Genomic DNA, 15,214 nt, shown 5'->3' on the forward strand with positions numbered 1-15,214 from the left:
CAAGAATCAGCTTGCTTCCGGCATACCGGGTTTTATCGGTGCGGCGTACGCTTGCGCTGGTAAATCAACGCTCTGGAGCAAACCATGACGCAAGTGACATCCAATACCCAGGTAGCAAAAGTGGCAATCGTGACCGGTGGTAGCCGTGGCCTTGGCCGCAGCACCGTGCTGGCGCTGGCCAAACGCGGTGTGCACTCTATCTTGACCTGGAACCGCGCCAGCCAGGAGGCCGAAGCCGTGGTGGCCGAAGCTGCCGCGCTGGGCGTGAAAACCGTTGCCCTGCAACTGGATACCGGCAACACCGCCGCGTTTGATGGCTTTGTGGCGCAGATCAATACCGCGCTCGCCCAGTTGGGTGTCAGCTGCTTTGATTACCTGGTGAACAACGCCGGGACATCGCACCACGCCAGCATTCAGAACACGACGGAAGCGGAACTGGATGCGCTCTACAACGTGCATGTCAAAGGGGTGTTTTTCCTCACGCAAAAGCTGTTGCCGCTGATGAACGATGGTGGACGCATCGTCAATATCTCCTCCGGCTTGACCCGTTTTTCCGTGCCGGAAAGCGGCCCGTACGCGGCCATGAAGGGCGCGGTGGAAGTGCTGACCCGCTACCTGGCCAAAGAACTGGGCCCGCGTGGCATTACCGCCAACACGGTGGCGCCGGGCGCGATCCAGACCGATTTCTCGGGTGGCGTTGTGCGCGACAACCCGCAAGTGAATCAGATGGTCTCCAGCATGACCGCGCTGGGCCGCCCAGGCGTAGCGGACGACATCGGCCCGATGATTGCGGCGCTGTTGTCGGACGACAACCGTTGGGTTAACGGCCAGCGGATTGAGGTGTCTGGCGGCATGGTGCTGTAAACCGGCTCAGGCGGCGGCGTCGGCCAGATTCAACAACACCAGGCTCAAGAGCGCGCAAACCAGCCCCGCGCTTTTGAGCACGCTGACGCCCTCACCAAACCAGATGACCCCAATCAGCGCCGTCAACGCCGTGCAGGCCACGGCCCAGATCGCGTAGGCCGTGCTGATCGGCAGCACGCGGGTGGAAATCCCCATTAGCCAGATGGCAGTGGCGTAGCACAAGCCCATGCCCAGTGTGGGCAGTAGGCGGGACAAACCGTGGGAGTATTTGAGGGCGATGGTGCCGGTGACTTCAGCAATAATGCTGACCACCAGCATGCTCCACGCAAAGGCGTAAGCGGGCATGATGCGTCCTGCCGGCTTCTGTTTATACCGAACAGAAGGCGGGAGGTGGTTTCAGCGGTACCCGTCTGGGCGTTAGTTTAGGAAGGGGAAGGCGGCGTTGGCAAGTGCCGCTGTGTAGCCCGGATGGAGGCCACCTGGCCGGGAATCCGGGGTGGTCGGCCTGATTCATGTTGTTGTGGGGTGCGTAGGGTGGATTCGGAGCGGTAGCGACAATCCACCATGGTTGGCTTGCAACATGAACCGCTGTTAGCGCCTTCGGCGCGGTTGTTTTGGATGCCGGCGGTGGCCGGAGCACGTTACTTTCTTTTGCTTCGCCAGCCTCGGCGGCCCCAAAGAAAGTAACCAAAGAAAAGGCGACCCCTGCGACAGCGCCCTGCGGGTTCCCTGCGCTTCTCGCAAGGCGCGGCTGGCTGCGGGAACTCGGGCTAAAGCCCTCAAACACCCCTCCGCCGAAACCCCGCGCCTTGCTGCGATGCTCGGCGCTGCCGGAGGGGAGGCAAGTCAAAAGCAACATCAAAAGCCAAAGCCAAAGCCAAAGCCAAAGCCAAAGCCAAAGCCAAAGCCAAAGCCAAAGCCAAAGCCCCCCAGCCCCGCAAACCGTCTGTACGCCAGAATGATTTACCCGCCCACCACTTCGTCATTCCGGCCTTGAGCCGGAATCCAGGGGGCCACCGCAGGTGGCCTTTGCAAGTCCGCGCAATCAGCGCAATCGCACATAAAAAAAAGCCCCGGCATATCACCAGGGCTTTTTGTTTGCGCGTATCCCGAACAATCAGGGACTGACCTGCACCACATTCACCGTAATCGACCCACCGGCATTGCCCGATACCCAACCCACAGCACCCTGGTTGGGCCCGGCCGGAAAGGTGAACAGCGGCAAACCGGCCACAAATTCCACGCCGCTCAAGGCGGTGGGCGTGTTGAGCGGGTTCAGGTTCTGGTCAACCAGTTGCGCGTACCACTTGATGGTGTGATTGGTGCGGCTGGAGGAATCCCATGTCCCCCAGGTCACCAGGAAATTCGACGCCAGCTGCGCAATTTTCGGCGTCACCGCCTGCGTCGTGCCGGTGTTGGCGGTCAGCCAGATGCTGTTGGTGGTGACCCCGGCATTCTGAGCGGTGCTGCCGTTGGCGATGACCAGTCGCACGTCGCGCGCGGTGCGGGTATCAGACGTGGTGTGGGTGATGGCAAAGCTGCCATTGGCCAGTTTGATGAACTGCCCGGTCTGCGCGTTGGTGGTGTTGTCGCCTTGAGTACCTGGAATGGTCCAGTACGATTGATCAAAAGTCGTGGCAGTAAAGTTCTGATAAGAAGTCGGCGTAAAGGCAGAAAAGCCCAACTGGCGAGAATATGCGTCGCCATGCGCCAGGGTGTAGTACGTGCCGTTATCAATGATCAGCCGCTGGTCAAAGTTGTGCGAATAGAACCAGCCAGAGCCCGCTTCCCATATATTGGACAGCCCCGTCGGGGTTTGTACCGCGCCAGTGCTGGTGTTAAGCAAACGCAAGATGCCGGCTTGATGGCGGGTGCCGTTGATATCCCACGCCATCAGGTGCGAGACATAAGCCACCACATAGCCATTGACCGCATCGAAACCCAGCACGCCGCTGCCGGCCTCACCCGGATTGCCGGGGCTGTCTTTGGTGGTGTTGTCGTTGTTGCCAAACACCGTGGTATTCCAGACCGGGCTGGCAAAACTGGCGGTGGCCGAGCGGGCGACGTGGAACTCGTTGCCGTTCACATTGTTGGCATTGCCCGACACGCTTGATTTGAAGGTGCTATCGACGTTGAACGCCAGATAGTAGTTACCGGCGGCATCCCGCGTGAAGCCGAGCAAACGGTAGGTCTGGATACCGGTGTCCGTCGTGGTGCTGGTGCTCAGGTCTGCCGACACATGGGTGATGAACACATGGGCGAGCGCCGCCAGGCCAGATGCGGAGGGCACTGCACCGCCCGCGGTGTAGTCCAGCCAGGCAATATCCAGGCTGCCATCCGGGTTGACGTACTGGATCAGCGGGTTGGGGAAGCCATAGTTGGAGACCGGTGCGGCGGGTACGAAGCGGTCGTCAAAGAAATTGGCGGCCAGGCCAAAGACTTTGCCGCCCGTCGCGCAGACGGGATGGCTGACGATGGTGAAGTGGGCTGTGCTGCCGCCAGGTGTTGCGGTCACTGGCGTACCAGACGGGCAAGCATTGGCAGTAGGGGTCGGCGTCGGTGTGGCGGTCGAAGGGCTGCTCGTCGTGGTTGAACTGCTGCTATTGCTGGCGCTATTACTGTCGCCACCCCCACCGCCGCCACACGCGCCCAGCAACAAAGCGCCACCCAGCGCCGCAAGGCGCAAACCCGTTACCAGTCCAGAAGGCTTGAACATGCCCCAACCTCGTCAAAAAATGATGACGGCATGGTACGGAGCGGTTGATACAAAGTCCTGCGTCAGGAACCCAGGCGTCATCATCAAGCAGATAGCAGGCGCACGGTCTACCATGACGACATACATGTTTCGTCAGGTATCAAAGTATGGATGAACAGCATCTGGAACAACGGCTGGCGGATGTGGCTGCCGCCGTGGCCGACAAAACCCGCGCTGGTATGTTGTGTCTGTTGATGGACGGGCGTGCCTATACGGCAACTGAACTGGCGGCGGCGACCTCGGTATCCGCATCGACGGCCAGCAGCCACCTGGCGCGGCTGGTGGACCAGCATCTGGTGCGCTGTACCCCGCAGGGGCGGCATCGCTATTTCAGCATTGCCAGCACGCAGGTGGCCAATGCGCTGGAAACGCTGATGGGGCTGGTGGGCGCGCGGGTGCGCAATATCCATAGCCACACCCCGCAGCACCTGCGTTTTGCCCGCACTTGTTATGACCATATGGCGGGGGAAATGGCGGTGGCTTTGCATGACCGGCTGATCACGCTGGGCTGGCTCGATCATGACAGCTATCAACTCAATGAACCGGGCTTGCAAGCGCTGGCGCAGTTGGGCGTGAGCTGGCCGTCTGCCAGCCGTCGCCGGTTTGCTTGTGCTTGCCTTGACTGGAGCGAGCGCCAGGCGCACCTGGGCGGTCAACTGGGTGCGGCCTTGTTACAAGCCTTTGAACGCCAGCATTGGGTGGAGCGCCAGCTGGAAAGCCGCCAGCTCACGCTGACTGCAGGCGGTCGCAAAGCGCTGGAGCGGCATTTCGGGCTGGTGCTGCCGGCTTGGTGATAGCTTGCGCGCCCGCCAGTTGGCCGCCTTAGCCAAACAGGGCCTGGGTGGTGGCAGGGTCCATGGGCAAGGAGGAATGCGCGTGCGCCACACGCCAGCCTTGCGCATCCCGCCGGAACACCCAGGTTTGCCGGTCTTTCATGGCGTTATGCGTGGTGGCAGAGTCACCCCGGTATTGGACAAACATGTGGGCGACGGCCAGATCGCCACTGGCCAGGATGCGCACATCCTCAAACGTCACCGTCACCACCACGTCACCCAGGGTGGTGAGCCATTGCGTCACCGTGGCGCTGAGCGCCGTCTTGCCGTCATGCTGTTGATGCGCCCAGGCGTCAAAGGCGCGCACGTCGTCGGTATACAAGGCCAGTACGCCGGCGACATCTTTGGCGTGAACGGCTTGCTGATACTGCGTCAGCACCTGCCCGATATCCGCTGTCACCTCACTCATCGCTCGCTCCTTCTGCGGCCGGTCTGAAGTGTGCAGCCGCAGCGGAGAGCATATAACGGTTGCGCCCGGTGGTCTTGGCCTCATACAGCGCAGCGTCGGCTTCACGATAAGCGGCATCCAGATCCAGGCTGTGGTCCGGGCCGATCAAGGTGGCGCCCAGCGAGATGGTGACTTCCTGCCAACTGCTTTTTTCATGGGCAATGTGCAGCGCACGCACGGCGTCGCACAGACTGTTCATCAGCGTGGCCAGGTGCGCGGGGTCGTTCAGTTGCACCAGCACGGCAAATTCTTCGCCCCCCACGCGGAACACGCCATCGGTCGCGCGCCGCACTGCGTTCTGCAGTGCGCTGGCGACCTGTCGCAGGGTCTCATCGCCGCCCTGGTGGCCGTAGAAATCGTTGTATTTCTTGAAGTGGTCAATATCCAGAATGGCCAGACCCAGCCATTGCCCGTTGCGGCGGCTATGCGCGACTTCTCGTTGGGCGATATCGTCAAAATGCCGGCGGTTAAAGAGGCCGGTTAACGCGTCGCGGATCGACATGTTCTGCATATTGCGCATGGCCCCGGCCAGCAGTACCAGCAGCACGACGCAACCCAGCGCCGCCACGGTGGCGCCCACCAGCAACAGGGTGGCCCGGAAGGCTTGCCACAGCATGGCGTGGTGGTTGGCCTCGACCACCAGCGACCAATTGGCTGATTTGAGCGGATACACCAGATAGCGCACGTCGCCGTCACCCACTGGTACGCCGCGCCGTGCCTCCAGAATACGGGCTGGCAGGGCGGGTTCGCCTGGTCGCAGCAGGTTCATGCCGGTGTCGCGGTTGACCAGGTTTTCCGTGGCGTTACCGATATGGCGCACTTTCAGCGTTTCGACCAGCGTTTGCAATCGCACGTCCAGACTCAGCACGCCCATGAACCGGTCATGATCATAGAGCGGTTTGCTGACGGTCACGACCTTGCCCTTGCCGGCCACATCGTCATATACCGCGCTCCAGACCGTTGTGTGGCTGGGGTTGGCGGCGGGGCCAGCGTTGGCATAGGTGACTGCAGCCAGGTCTTCTGCCTTGTAAAAACGCTGCGTGCCGGACTGCATGTCGGGCGGCGGATAAAAATACACAAAGCCGCGCTCGGAGCGGTAGTACACCCAGGGCAGGTGGATATCACGCCGTTTCAGCGCCCGGAACATGGGGGTCAGGCCAATCGCCATCGACATTTCATGCGCCTCGGGCGAGCCGGGTACCGGTATGGCGCCATGCCCGGTCAACAGACCCTGGTCATTGACGCCAAAGCCGGGCAATTCGGCCAGTTCATACCCTTGCCGGTCTGAACGGGGTTGCAGATAGCGGGTGATATCAAGGTTGAGCGTGTAGCGTCCGCTCAGCAGATCGCCGGCCTCGTCGGCCAGCGTTTCCAGATACTGCCGCCGCAGGTCCAGTTCGTGATCCAGGGTGGCCGCAATAAACGCGCCGGTTTCGCTGGTCACCCGATATTCCGTGTTCAGATTCTGGCCAAAGCGGTATACGCCGCTGAACAGCCCGCCCAATACCAGGATCAGCGCCGTGATCAACACCAGCACACGGATGCGGCCGGCGTTATCGCGAGAGGCAAAGCGGGTGCTGGCTAAACCGGCCATAAAAACACGATCCCGGAAAAAGTCGCGGCGGGGCGTTGTCAGAAAACCGCAATCTGCTCACACACAGAGGGGCGCTAGCTGACAATGTAGCCGACGCATTGTGCAATTGCATAAGCCGGCTGGCTTGCCAGGCCCGAATCCCGACAAATGCGTTGCGCCAAATGGCCTGATTCGGGTTTGCAACCGTTGTCAGATTGGGTGGATCAATGGGTTGCGCGCAATCTGTCCTGCCGATTGTCGAAAACCCGGTGCAGAATGTCGCCCACTCAGGGGTAACCCGCACCCTGACCAGGCCAGACTGACGGCATAATTGAGGAAAACGCCGGACATCTCCTACAGCGCAGCGCCTGCCAGGCGCGGGGCGGGAGCCGCAGCCGCAGCCGGTCGTTTTACCAACAATAAATGCAGCCAACTGGTCCACGCCGTTTGCCCACGGTGCGGAGCACACCAGCTCAGGGAGGGGCAAATGGATTCAATACTGCTGAAATTGTCTGATTCGGTCTCTGGCGCACAAACGCTGGAAGAACTGACGCGCCCGCTGCTGGAAATGCTGCACGCCGTGACCGGGCTGGAATCCACCTATCTGACCTCCATCGATCTGGACCAGGGGCTGCAGCACATTCTTTACTCGCGCAATGCCTCCACCACTTTCGCGATTCCGGAAGGGCTTACGGTGGAATGGAATGACACCCTGTGCAAACGCGCGCTGGATGAAAACCGCGGGTTTACCAATGAGGTGGACGACTGCTGGGGAGATTCTGACGCGGCGCGTGCGCTGGGCATCCAGACCTACCTGTCGACCCCCATTTTCACGGGGACTGGCAACCTGTATGGCACGCTGTGCGCGGCCAGCGCCACACGCCGGGATGTCTCGGTCGATACCCGCAAGATCATCGACCTGTTTGCCCGCTTGATTGCCCAGCATGTGGAGCGGGAGTCTTTGCTCACCCGGCTGCGCGAAGCCAATATCGAACTCTCCGCCATGGCGCTGACCGACCCCCTGACCAGCCTGCCCAACCGGCGCGCGCTGCTGGATGAGCTGGGACGCATGTTCGCCGTGGCCCAGCGGGAAACCCGCAGCGTGCTGATTGCATTTCTGGATCTGGATGGGTTCAAACAGGTGAACGATACCTGGGGGCATGAAGCCGGGGACGTACTGTTGCAAACCATTGCGCGACAACTGGCACAACAGCGCCGCGCCGGGGATTTCATTGCGCGGGTGGGAGGCGATGAATTTGTGGCGGTGGGCGTGGGCCCGCAGCAGGGTGAATCGGCCAGTGATGCGGCCCAGGCGTTTGGTCTGCGCCTGTTTGAGAAAACCCGTGCGACGGTGGCTGCCGGCGCTGCGCAGTTTGATTACGCCGGTGCCAGTGTGGGCGCCATTGCCATTGACCCCGCTGCCGCCACGGTCAGCGAAGCGTTAAGCCAGGCCGATAGCGCCATGTACAAGGTCAAACAGCACCGCGCCCGCCGGGCCGCCTGCTGACCCTCCTAGTGCATGATGTAGTTGTGGGCTTGTGGTGCGGGCTCGGTCAAGGGCTCGCCCAGCACGTCCATGATGGCCGACTCGATGGTATGGCTCAGTGAGGCCAGCGGCAGATCGTTGGGCTCCATGCCAAACGGGTCTTCCAGCTCATCGCCAATCACATCCAGCGCCATATAGGTGTAGGCGATGAAGGCCGCAATCAGCGGCGTCAGCCAGCCTGTACTGGTGGCCAGACCAATGGGCAGCAGCAGGCAATACAGGGTGACCGTGCGGTTGAGCAAAACGCGGTAGCTGAAGGGAATGGGCGTGCTGGCAATCCGCTCGCAGCCGCCAATCATCTCGGAGAGTCGGTTCAGATTCTCGTCTATGGATTGATACTGCAATTCGCTGAGCGTGCCCTCACGCAGCAAGGTCGCGCATTCACTCCCCAACCAGTGCAGGATAAACGCGGGCTTGAAACGCGCCTCGCTCACACGGGGGAGTAATTGTGCCGGCAACAGGCGCGCCAGCTGCGCTTGCTGATCGGTATGCCGCATTTGCCCCAAGAGGGCATAAGTACAGGCCGCCAGACCGCGCCCCAGACGTGCCGTGGCCGGGTGATCTGGTGCGGCAGCGTGAAGCTGGCGCATGACCGAGCGCGCCGCCACCAGCAAACCGCCCCACAATTTGCGCGCTTCCCAATAGCGCTCGTAGCTCACCGAGTTGCGAAACCCCAGAAAGATGGCCAGTGCAATCCCCATCAGGGTGAAGGGCGGAATGCTCAGGGAAGAATTGGCATGCTCGTTAAACCACCAGCCGCGCGCGAGCACCGCCAGTACCGAGACCGCAGCCACCACCATGAGCCGTGGCAAGATACGGTGCAGCACCGATCCGCGCCAGACAAACAGAAGGGATATCCAGTGGCTGTGGGGGCGGACGATCATGGCATTGTCATGGTTTGCGAGACGGGAACGTATGTTACTCCTTCCCGTATTGATGCTGGGCAAGGCTTGTTCTGGCAATTTTTAACGTTTGGCCGTTGCGGTAAGCGCAAAACAAAAGCCCCGCCAGGCGGCGGGGCAATCAAGGCATGGCATAAACACTCAGGCAGAGACATCCACTGCGCCAGGGCTGGGGCTCTTGCTGCTGCTGGAGTACGTATTGCTGAGGCTGGTCGATGGCGTGGGGCTCTGCGCTGCAGTGGTGCTGGCCGGGGCATCGCCAGTGATCGTCACCGTAGTGGTCCCGCTGACGTCGGTACTGCTGTTGCTTTGATCAGCGCTGCTGGTGCTGCCCGCGCTGGAAGGCGTACCGGTGCCACTTTGATCAATGGTGTTACCAGAACCCGTGCTGTTGCCGTTCAGGGCCGCCAGCCAGTCACCCATTTGCTGGAACAGGGTCTGGTTCAGTTGCAGCATGAAATGGATGGCATCCGTTTCAAATTTCAGCAAAGACCCCACCCAGTCGCTTTGGCCGCCTGTGCTGGCGGTGGGCGTCGGTGCTGGTGTCGGTGAGACCGGCGTTGGTGCGGGCGTCGCGCTGCCGGGAGCCGGCGAACTGCTTGTCGGTGTGGGCGCACTGGCCGTCGGCGCCGGCGTCGGTGCGGGAATCGGTATGTTGACGGACGGCACACCCGCCGGGCTGCCGGTCGATGGGCTGGCGCTGGTCGGGCTGCCACTGCTTCCCGTCGATGGCGCCGGTGTGGGGGAGGGCAAGGACGTCGACGGGCTCCCGCCGGTCGAATGTCCGCTTGGTGCGCCAGTCCCGCCAGACCAGGAAGATGCCTCCAGCATGGTCATGGACGCCGTAAAGCCCAGCGTGCGCCCATCCGCAGTGGTGATGGTGCCACTCAAATTCAGCGCCAGACCGAATGCGGCATACATATTGCCGCTAGCACCGCCGTTGCCGTGACCATGATGCCCGGCCGAGCCACTGCTGACGCCCACTTGCGCACCTTCCGCCAACTGACCGGAGAACTGCATGCCGGTGATGCTGGTGCCCAGCATCTGCTCCATCATGGAACGGAAGATATCCAGTTCCGGGCTGACTTCAGATACGAGGGAATTCTGCGCAGAACCCGTCTGACCCGTGCTGGCGGCAGCCGCTTGCTGGCCAGCCTGGGATAACTGCACGGCGGTACTCGGGCTGGGGGCATTGCTGCTGTCCGTACCGGTACCGGACGGGGTGCCCGCGTTATTACTGCTATCCGGTTGCCAGGTACCGGAGAACTGTTCTTGTTCCAGCAAGGACCAGGAAGGGACAAGAGACTGGCGTGCTTGTTCGACATGCATGATTGAACTCCGGGTGACACGGTTTTACCCGTGTATCGACGTGTATCAATCAAGCTTGAGACTGACGAGACCATGTGGGCGACTGGCGGCATTTTTTGCGTTTCTGCAACAGGTCTTGTAAGAAACGACCTAAAAATTTGCTGTGATTTTACCGATGCCCCGCCCCCATGCTGTTGCGCCATGGCGCTGATCCCGGTTGAGTCTGGCATACCAAAATCGTGCCATGTATCAGTCTCAATCCGGTGCTTGATGCCGGTTTCCGGGGGCTGCGGGATTCTATTTCCTGGCAGAGAAGCGGCTAATCAAATTTCTTGTAATGAACTGGTCTGAAAAAATTTTCTTTGCAAGTGGCATAACACAAACCAAATATTTCACGGATCGGGATAGGGGTGTTTTTTTAAAGTTGCATGCAACTTAAACAATACTTGGAAAGCTGTATTTTTCATGAAAACCATGGGTTTGTTGATTGCCGCGCATATTGCCAAAATAATTGGGTGTAGAGAAATATCTGATTTTGGCGGTTTGGTGTTTCAATAAACAGGTCCTGATTTGATCAAATAAAACATTTAAAAACATTGAATAAGATAATGGATAAAAAAGAAGATATCGCCAAAAAGAGGAAGTCCGACTTTAGTCGAATAACCCTCGTTTCTGTCACAGGACTGGAAGATGCGCAGCATGCGGCCTATGCCCTGGTGTTAAGCCAACAGCAAATGCCCGGTGCGCGCGCACTTTTGTGTAGCCCGAAAGCACCGGAGTATCTACCCCCAACAATTGAACACAAAGTCATTGCTAAATTGGGATACACCGAATACAGCCTTTTCATGATGTTTGCGCTGTGGCATTTGATCGAAACCGAGTTCGCACTCATTATCCAGGATGATGGCTGGGTGCTGGATGGCGCCAATTGGCGGGATGAATATTTTGATTATGACTATGTAGGCGCACCAGTGGCACATGGGCGTGTAGACACGCCTGCTGGTACGCGATGGATGTCCAAATTTGATTGGTATGCCCATCTAGGGAAGCCAGATCACACGGTCTATCCGGTTCTCAATGGCGGGTTCAGCTTGCGTAGCAAACGTATGCTACGCGCGCTGATCGACCATCCCGAGATCAAAGTGCATATTCCTCGGCCCGATATACTTCATTTTGATCCGTTTCGCATGTATTGGCGCAATTGCGCGCCAAATGAGGATGTGCAGCTCACGGCTACATTGCGCCCCGAGCTTGAAAATGCCGGAATCAAGTATCCGCCGCTTGATATATGCACTCTATTTGCGGCTGAAGATACCGGGCCAATGTACAAGGAGCTCGATTTTAAAAAATTGCTCGGTCACCACGGCCCATGGCGACGTCTTGTCAGCATTGATCCACCGACAGTCCAATACCGGATGAAAAGAAGCCTGGTGAAAAGAGCGCGTAGAGAGCTGGATATGGTCCAGATGTTCGAGGATCGCGGCTATAGCATTGTATTTACGCCAGAATAAAACACATAAATATGGAAGCGGAGTGAAAAAAGCCCGGCACATGCCGGGCTTCTGTTATATAGCTGCTAGATCAACGCCTCATCAATAACTCAAACCAAACCCAAACGGATACAACGGGCTGGCGGTATCGTGCGGTACGTCTTCCTTCTGCGCTGCGACATCCACCATGGACGACGGCAACTCAAACGGCAGCTTGCCTTGCGGTTTGCCCTTGCCGGTGATCACGTCGAACAGCGCGGCGTCACTGGCCCCAAAGTTGGCCAGGATGGCGCTGGTTTTGTCTTGCACGTTGGTCAGAATGGCCGGCCGGTCCATGTAAACCGAGACAATGGATTTGGGCGCTGCCGCAGCGGCCTTGATGGCTTCGTAATCTGCCGCACCGTCTACAAATGCCAGGCTACCCTCGTGTTGCATGGAGCCAAACATATAGTTGGGGTGCAAGGTTTCATACGGCGTGCTGACCCGCAGCACGGCGACATCGGCATCGGCCACATTGCTGACCACGGTAAAGCCATAGCTTTGTGCGACCGACGCATTCACGCCATACAGCCAGACCTTCTTGCCGGTCAGCGCCATCGGCAGGGTGGCATTGTTGTTTTGCAGCAGCACCATGGCACGGCGTTGCGTATCCAGCGCTTCGGCCTGGAAGGTGGCGTTGCCGACGATGGTGGCAGCAGCGGTGGCATCCACAAACGGTTTCTCAAACAGGCCTTGCTGGAATTTCTGCAACAGAATGCGATAGGCCGATTCAGTCAGCCGGCTTTCGGTCAGCAACCCTTGCTGCACGGCCTGAATCAGATATTGCGATTCAGTGACGCCGCCAAACTGGTCCATGCCGGCATTCACGGCTTTCACGTAACGTTGCAGCTTGGTGGCGGTTTCCATGCCCCACGGCGTACCAAAGCCGATAAAGGAGGGCGCAACGCCAGTCGGCGTGCCGTTCAGGCAGTTGGTGTCGCAGTCAGACGTAATACCCCAGTCTGACAAGATGACGCCCTTGAAGCCGTAGTTGCCGCGCAAAAGATCGGTCAGCAGCGCTTTGTCAAAACCCGCGCCCACTTGTTCGATGGTAATGCCGTTGACGGTGACGGTGGAATCCGGGAACGAATACGTCGGCATGACCGAGCCCACGTTGGCGGCAAACGCGCCTTCGAATGGCTTGAGGTGATAGGCGAAATTGTTGCCCGGATACGTCAGGAAACGGCCGTAGTAGTTGTGGCCATCAAACCCGCTTTTAGACGCACCGTAACCCACCCAGTGCTTGACCACGGCCACAACGCCACCCGGCACAATGCCACTGGTGCTGCCCTGGAAACCCTCGATATACGCTTGCACCTGGGCTTTGGCGATGTCGGCATCTTCGCCAAACGTGCCGTTAATACGCGGCCAGCGCGGTTCTGTGGCCAGGTCCGCCTGCGGCGAGAGCGCCTGGGTGATACCCACGGCCGTGTATTCCTGGCGGGCAATATCGCCAAAGTGACGCGTCAGCGCGGGGTCGTTAAGTGCGGCAAAGCCCAGCGTCTCCGGCCATTGCGAGAACCCGCTGCTCCCCGCACTGGCCCCCAGCGTGTACTGGAAATGATTGCGCGGATCGGTACTGATGGAGACCGGAATACCCAGCCGGGATTGCTCGGCCAGTTTCTGGATACTGTTGTACTGCTCGGCCATGGTTTGCGGCGCGCCGCCCATGCGCGTGATGAAGGTATTCACGAACTGGGTGTTGATCAACGTATTGAGGGCGTCCAGATCGTACGCGTTGCCGGTGCCTGCGCCGGTGGTGTCGTTCAGGACCGGGGCGGTGCCGTGCATCATCAGGCCGGCTTTTTCCGCCAGTGTCAGGCGGGATACCAGGTCTTGCGCGCGTACTTCCGGGCTCAGGCGCCAGTCTTCATAGGGCTCAAGCTTGCCGTCCTTGTTCAGATCCTTGAACTTGAGGCCGTCCTGGCTGATCAGGTTCAGGCCGGTGTAGCCAAAATCCTGTTGGGCCACATGGCTGCCACCATCTCCACCGCCGCCACAGCCGGCCAGGGCCAGCGCCAGGCTGGTGCCGGCCAGCAGCATGTAACGTGATCCGGGTTGGAACTTCTTCATCGACTGCTCCTTGATCGTGGGTTGTTTTTCTACGTCTGTATCGCCCCTGTATGAGGCGTTATCCCACTGTACGCAGGCCGGTCACGGTGGCTTGACCGGCGGGAGCGCGTTTTTATCTTTGGGGTGCAAGATCGATCGTGCGCTGCATCATCGTCAGCGCTGCCAGACGGTGTAATGTCGCTGCAAGGCGCGCCAATACTGGATTGGCATGTCCCGTTCAGCCAGCAACCGGCCCACGTATGGACTTTACCTGATGGCCTGACCGGCATGCCCTCGCCAGGATAGGTTCAAAAAACATGTCACCTAGCACTGGAGGTCTGTATGCCGGCTCTGCACCGCGCTCTGGCTCGTACTGTGTCCAACCGTATCGCTGTTTACCTGCAACGCAGTGCGCTGCAGGCCGGACTGTCGAGCACCCTGTTTACCCGGCATACCGGCATTGCGCCGGATGATCTGCTCGATCCCAATGGTCGCATTGACGGCGAACGGCACCGCCGCATGGTGCAACTGGCCGGCAAACTGGCCTTGCCGCCGGTGATCCTGGCGGAGTCGAACACTGGCCTGTTTACGGATTTTCCTGCACTGGGCAATGTCTGCCTGAACAGCCGCACCCTGCGTGAAGCGTTGATGGCGTTCAATGCCTTCCGGCCACTGATTGGCGAGTTCGATTTCTTGTTGTGCAAGATCAGCGGCCAGCATGTGCGCTTTGATTACCTGGCGGAATTTGCGCCTGAGAGCGGCTTTCAGGCGCTGGCCAATTTTCAGGTACTGGCGAGCCTGACCCGGCTGTATGACCAGCATCAGCCCACCCGCTTTGCCGTGGAGTTGATGGGTCATGCGCCGCCCGCTGTGCTGTTGCGGCAAATCAACGACTTCTTTGGTGCGGCGGTGCGCTTTGGCTGCGCGGCCAATCGCATGTCCTTTACCGCTCCGGCGCTGGATACGGTGTTTTCCCAGCACAACGCCATGCTCGCCCCCATGTTGCAGCAGCACGCGCAGCAAGCACTGGTGCAGGTCCGGCAACTGCATTCATTTGCGGGCGGGGTGGAAAGCCTGATTCGTGAATTTATCAATGATCCGCAAACAGAGATTCGCGGCGCAGCCTTGCTACAGCAATTGTGTGATCGCTTGCAGACCTCGCGCTGGTCTTTGCATCGGCAGTTGCAACTGGAAGGAACGCATTTCCGGGAGCTGGAAACGAAAGTGAAAATCAGTGAGTCGCGGCGCTTGCTGGGGAACCCGCATATCACGCTGGCGCAGATCAGCGAGCAACTGGGATTTGCCTCACAAAGTGCGTTTACCCGGTTTTTCCGGGCACGGCATGAGATGGCGCCACTGGCATTCCGGCAGCACGCTTTGCTGCGGGCCGGTAAAGCGGCTTGA

Annotated in this window: 12 protein-coding genes; 5 read left to right on the top strand and 7 right to left on the bottom strand. The window is 59.5% G+C overall.

Translation table 11 applies throughout. The annotated features are described in order from the left end of the window. Positions 1–84 precede the first annotated feature (84 nt). Positions 85–864 (top strand): SDR family NAD(P)-dependent oxidoreductase, encoded by a 780-nt coding sequence (locus HNQ50_RS19945; protein WP_184102978.1) that lies wholly within the window; start codon positions 85–87, stop codon positions 862–864. 6 nt (positions 865–870) lie between these two features. Here HNQ50_RS19945 and HNQ50_RS19950 read toward each other — a convergent pair whose 3' ends face one another. Together HNQ50_RS19950 and HNQ50_RS19955 are read right to left on the bottom strand one after the other, a co-directional pair. Next, the gene (locus HNQ50_RS19950) at positions 871–1,209 is read right to left on the bottom strand and encodes a DMT family transporter (protein WP_184102979.1); all 339 of its coding nucleotides are present in this window, start codon (positions 1,207–1,209) and stop codon (positions 871–873) included. Positions 1,210–1,981: 772 nt separating this feature from the next. Continuing rightward, entirely contained in the window at positions 1,982–3,580 is a 1,599-nt protein-coding gene (locus HNQ50_RS19955; protein ID WP_184102980.1) for a hypothetical protein, read from the bottom strand. Positions 3,581–3,726: 146 nt separating this feature from the next. On the opposite strand from HNQ50_RS19955, the gene HNQ50_RS19960 reads away from it, so the two are divergent. Then, the gene (locus HNQ50_RS19960; protein WP_184102981.1) at positions 3,727–4,413 is read left to right on the top strand and encodes an ArsR/SmtB family transcription factor; all 687 of its coding nucleotides are present in this window, start codon (positions 3,727–3,729) and stop codon (positions 4,411–4,413) included. Positions 4,414–4,441: 28 nt separating this feature from the next. Here HNQ50_RS19960 and HNQ50_RS19965 read toward each other — a convergent pair whose 3' ends face one another. Together HNQ50_RS19965 and HNQ50_RS19970 are read right to left on the bottom strand one after the other, a co-directional pair. After that, complete coding sequence (locus tag HNQ50_RS19965; RefSeq protein ID WP_184102982.1) at positions 4,442–4,861, bottom strand: YybH family protein; 420 nt, start codon at positions 4,859–4,861, stop codon at positions 4,442–4,444. Continuing rightward, positions 4,854–6,494 carry a sensor domain-containing diguanylate cyclase gene (locus HNQ50_RS19970; RefSeq protein WP_184102983.1) on the bottom strand — a complete coding sequence of 547 codons (1,641 nt, stop codon included), beginning with the start codon at positions 6,492–6,494 and terminating at the stop codon, positions 4,854–4,856. The genes HNQ50_RS19965 and HNQ50_RS19970 overlap by 8 nt, the downstream gene beginning before the upstream one ends. 466 nt (positions 6,495–6,960) lie before the next feature. Here HNQ50_RS19970 and HNQ50_RS19975 point away from each other — a divergent pair, with 466 nt between their 5' ends. Beyond that, the gene (locus HNQ50_RS19975) at positions 6,961–7,980 is read left to right on the top strand and encodes a sensor domain-containing diguanylate cyclase (protein ID WP_184102984.1); all 1,020 of its coding nucleotides are present in this window, start codon (positions 6,961–6,963) and stop codon (positions 7,978–7,980) included. A 5-nt stretch (positions 7,981–7,985) separates the two neighbouring features. On the opposite strand, the gene HNQ50_RS19980 is transcribed toward HNQ50_RS19975, so the two are convergent. Together HNQ50_RS19980 and HNQ50_RS19985 are read right to left on the bottom strand one after the other, a co-directional pair. After that, positions 7,986–8,903, bottom strand: a complete 918-nt coding sequence (locus HNQ50_RS19980; RefSeq protein ID WP_184102985.1) for a bestrophin family protein — start codon at positions 8,901–8,903, stop codon at positions 7,986–7,988. A 159-nt stretch (positions 8,904–9,062) separates the two neighbouring features. Beyond that, complete coding sequence (locus tag HNQ50_RS19985; RefSeq protein WP_184102986.1) at positions 9,063–10,250, bottom strand: hypothetical protein; 1,188 nt, start codon at positions 10,248–10,250, stop codon at positions 9,063–9,065. Between the two features lie 587 nt (positions 10,251–10,837). On the opposite strand from HNQ50_RS19985, the gene HNQ50_RS19990 reads away from it, so the two are divergent. Further along, on the top strand, positions 10,838–11,740 hold the full coding sequence (locus tag HNQ50_RS19990; RefSeq protein WP_221303278.1) for a DUF5672 family protein: 903 nt from the start codon (positions 10,838–10,840) through the stop codon (positions 11,738–11,740). Between the two features lie 81 nt (positions 11,741–11,821). Here the strand turns inward: HNQ50_RS19990 and HNQ50_RS19995 are convergent, their stop codons facing one another. Next, positions 11,822–13,831 (bottom strand): glycoside hydrolase family 3 protein, encoded by a 2,010-nt coding sequence (locus tag HNQ50_RS19995; RefSeq protein WP_184102987.1) that lies wholly within the window; start codon positions 13,829–13,831, stop codon positions 11,822–11,824. Between the two features lie 321 nt (positions 13,832–14,152). On the opposite strand from HNQ50_RS19995, the gene HNQ50_RS20000 reads away from it, so the two are divergent. Further along, a complete protein-coding gene (locus HNQ50_RS20000; protein WP_184102988.1) occupies positions 14,153–15,214 on the top strand; it encodes a helix-turn-helix transcriptional regulator in 1,062 nt (353 codons plus the stop codon).

Origin of the sequence: Silvimonas terrae, assembly GCF_014202765.1 — a bacterium.
Taxonomy (GTDB): domain Bacteria; phylum Pseudomonadota; class Gammaproteobacteria; order Burkholderiales; family Chitinibacteraceae; genus Silvimonas; species Silvimonas terrae.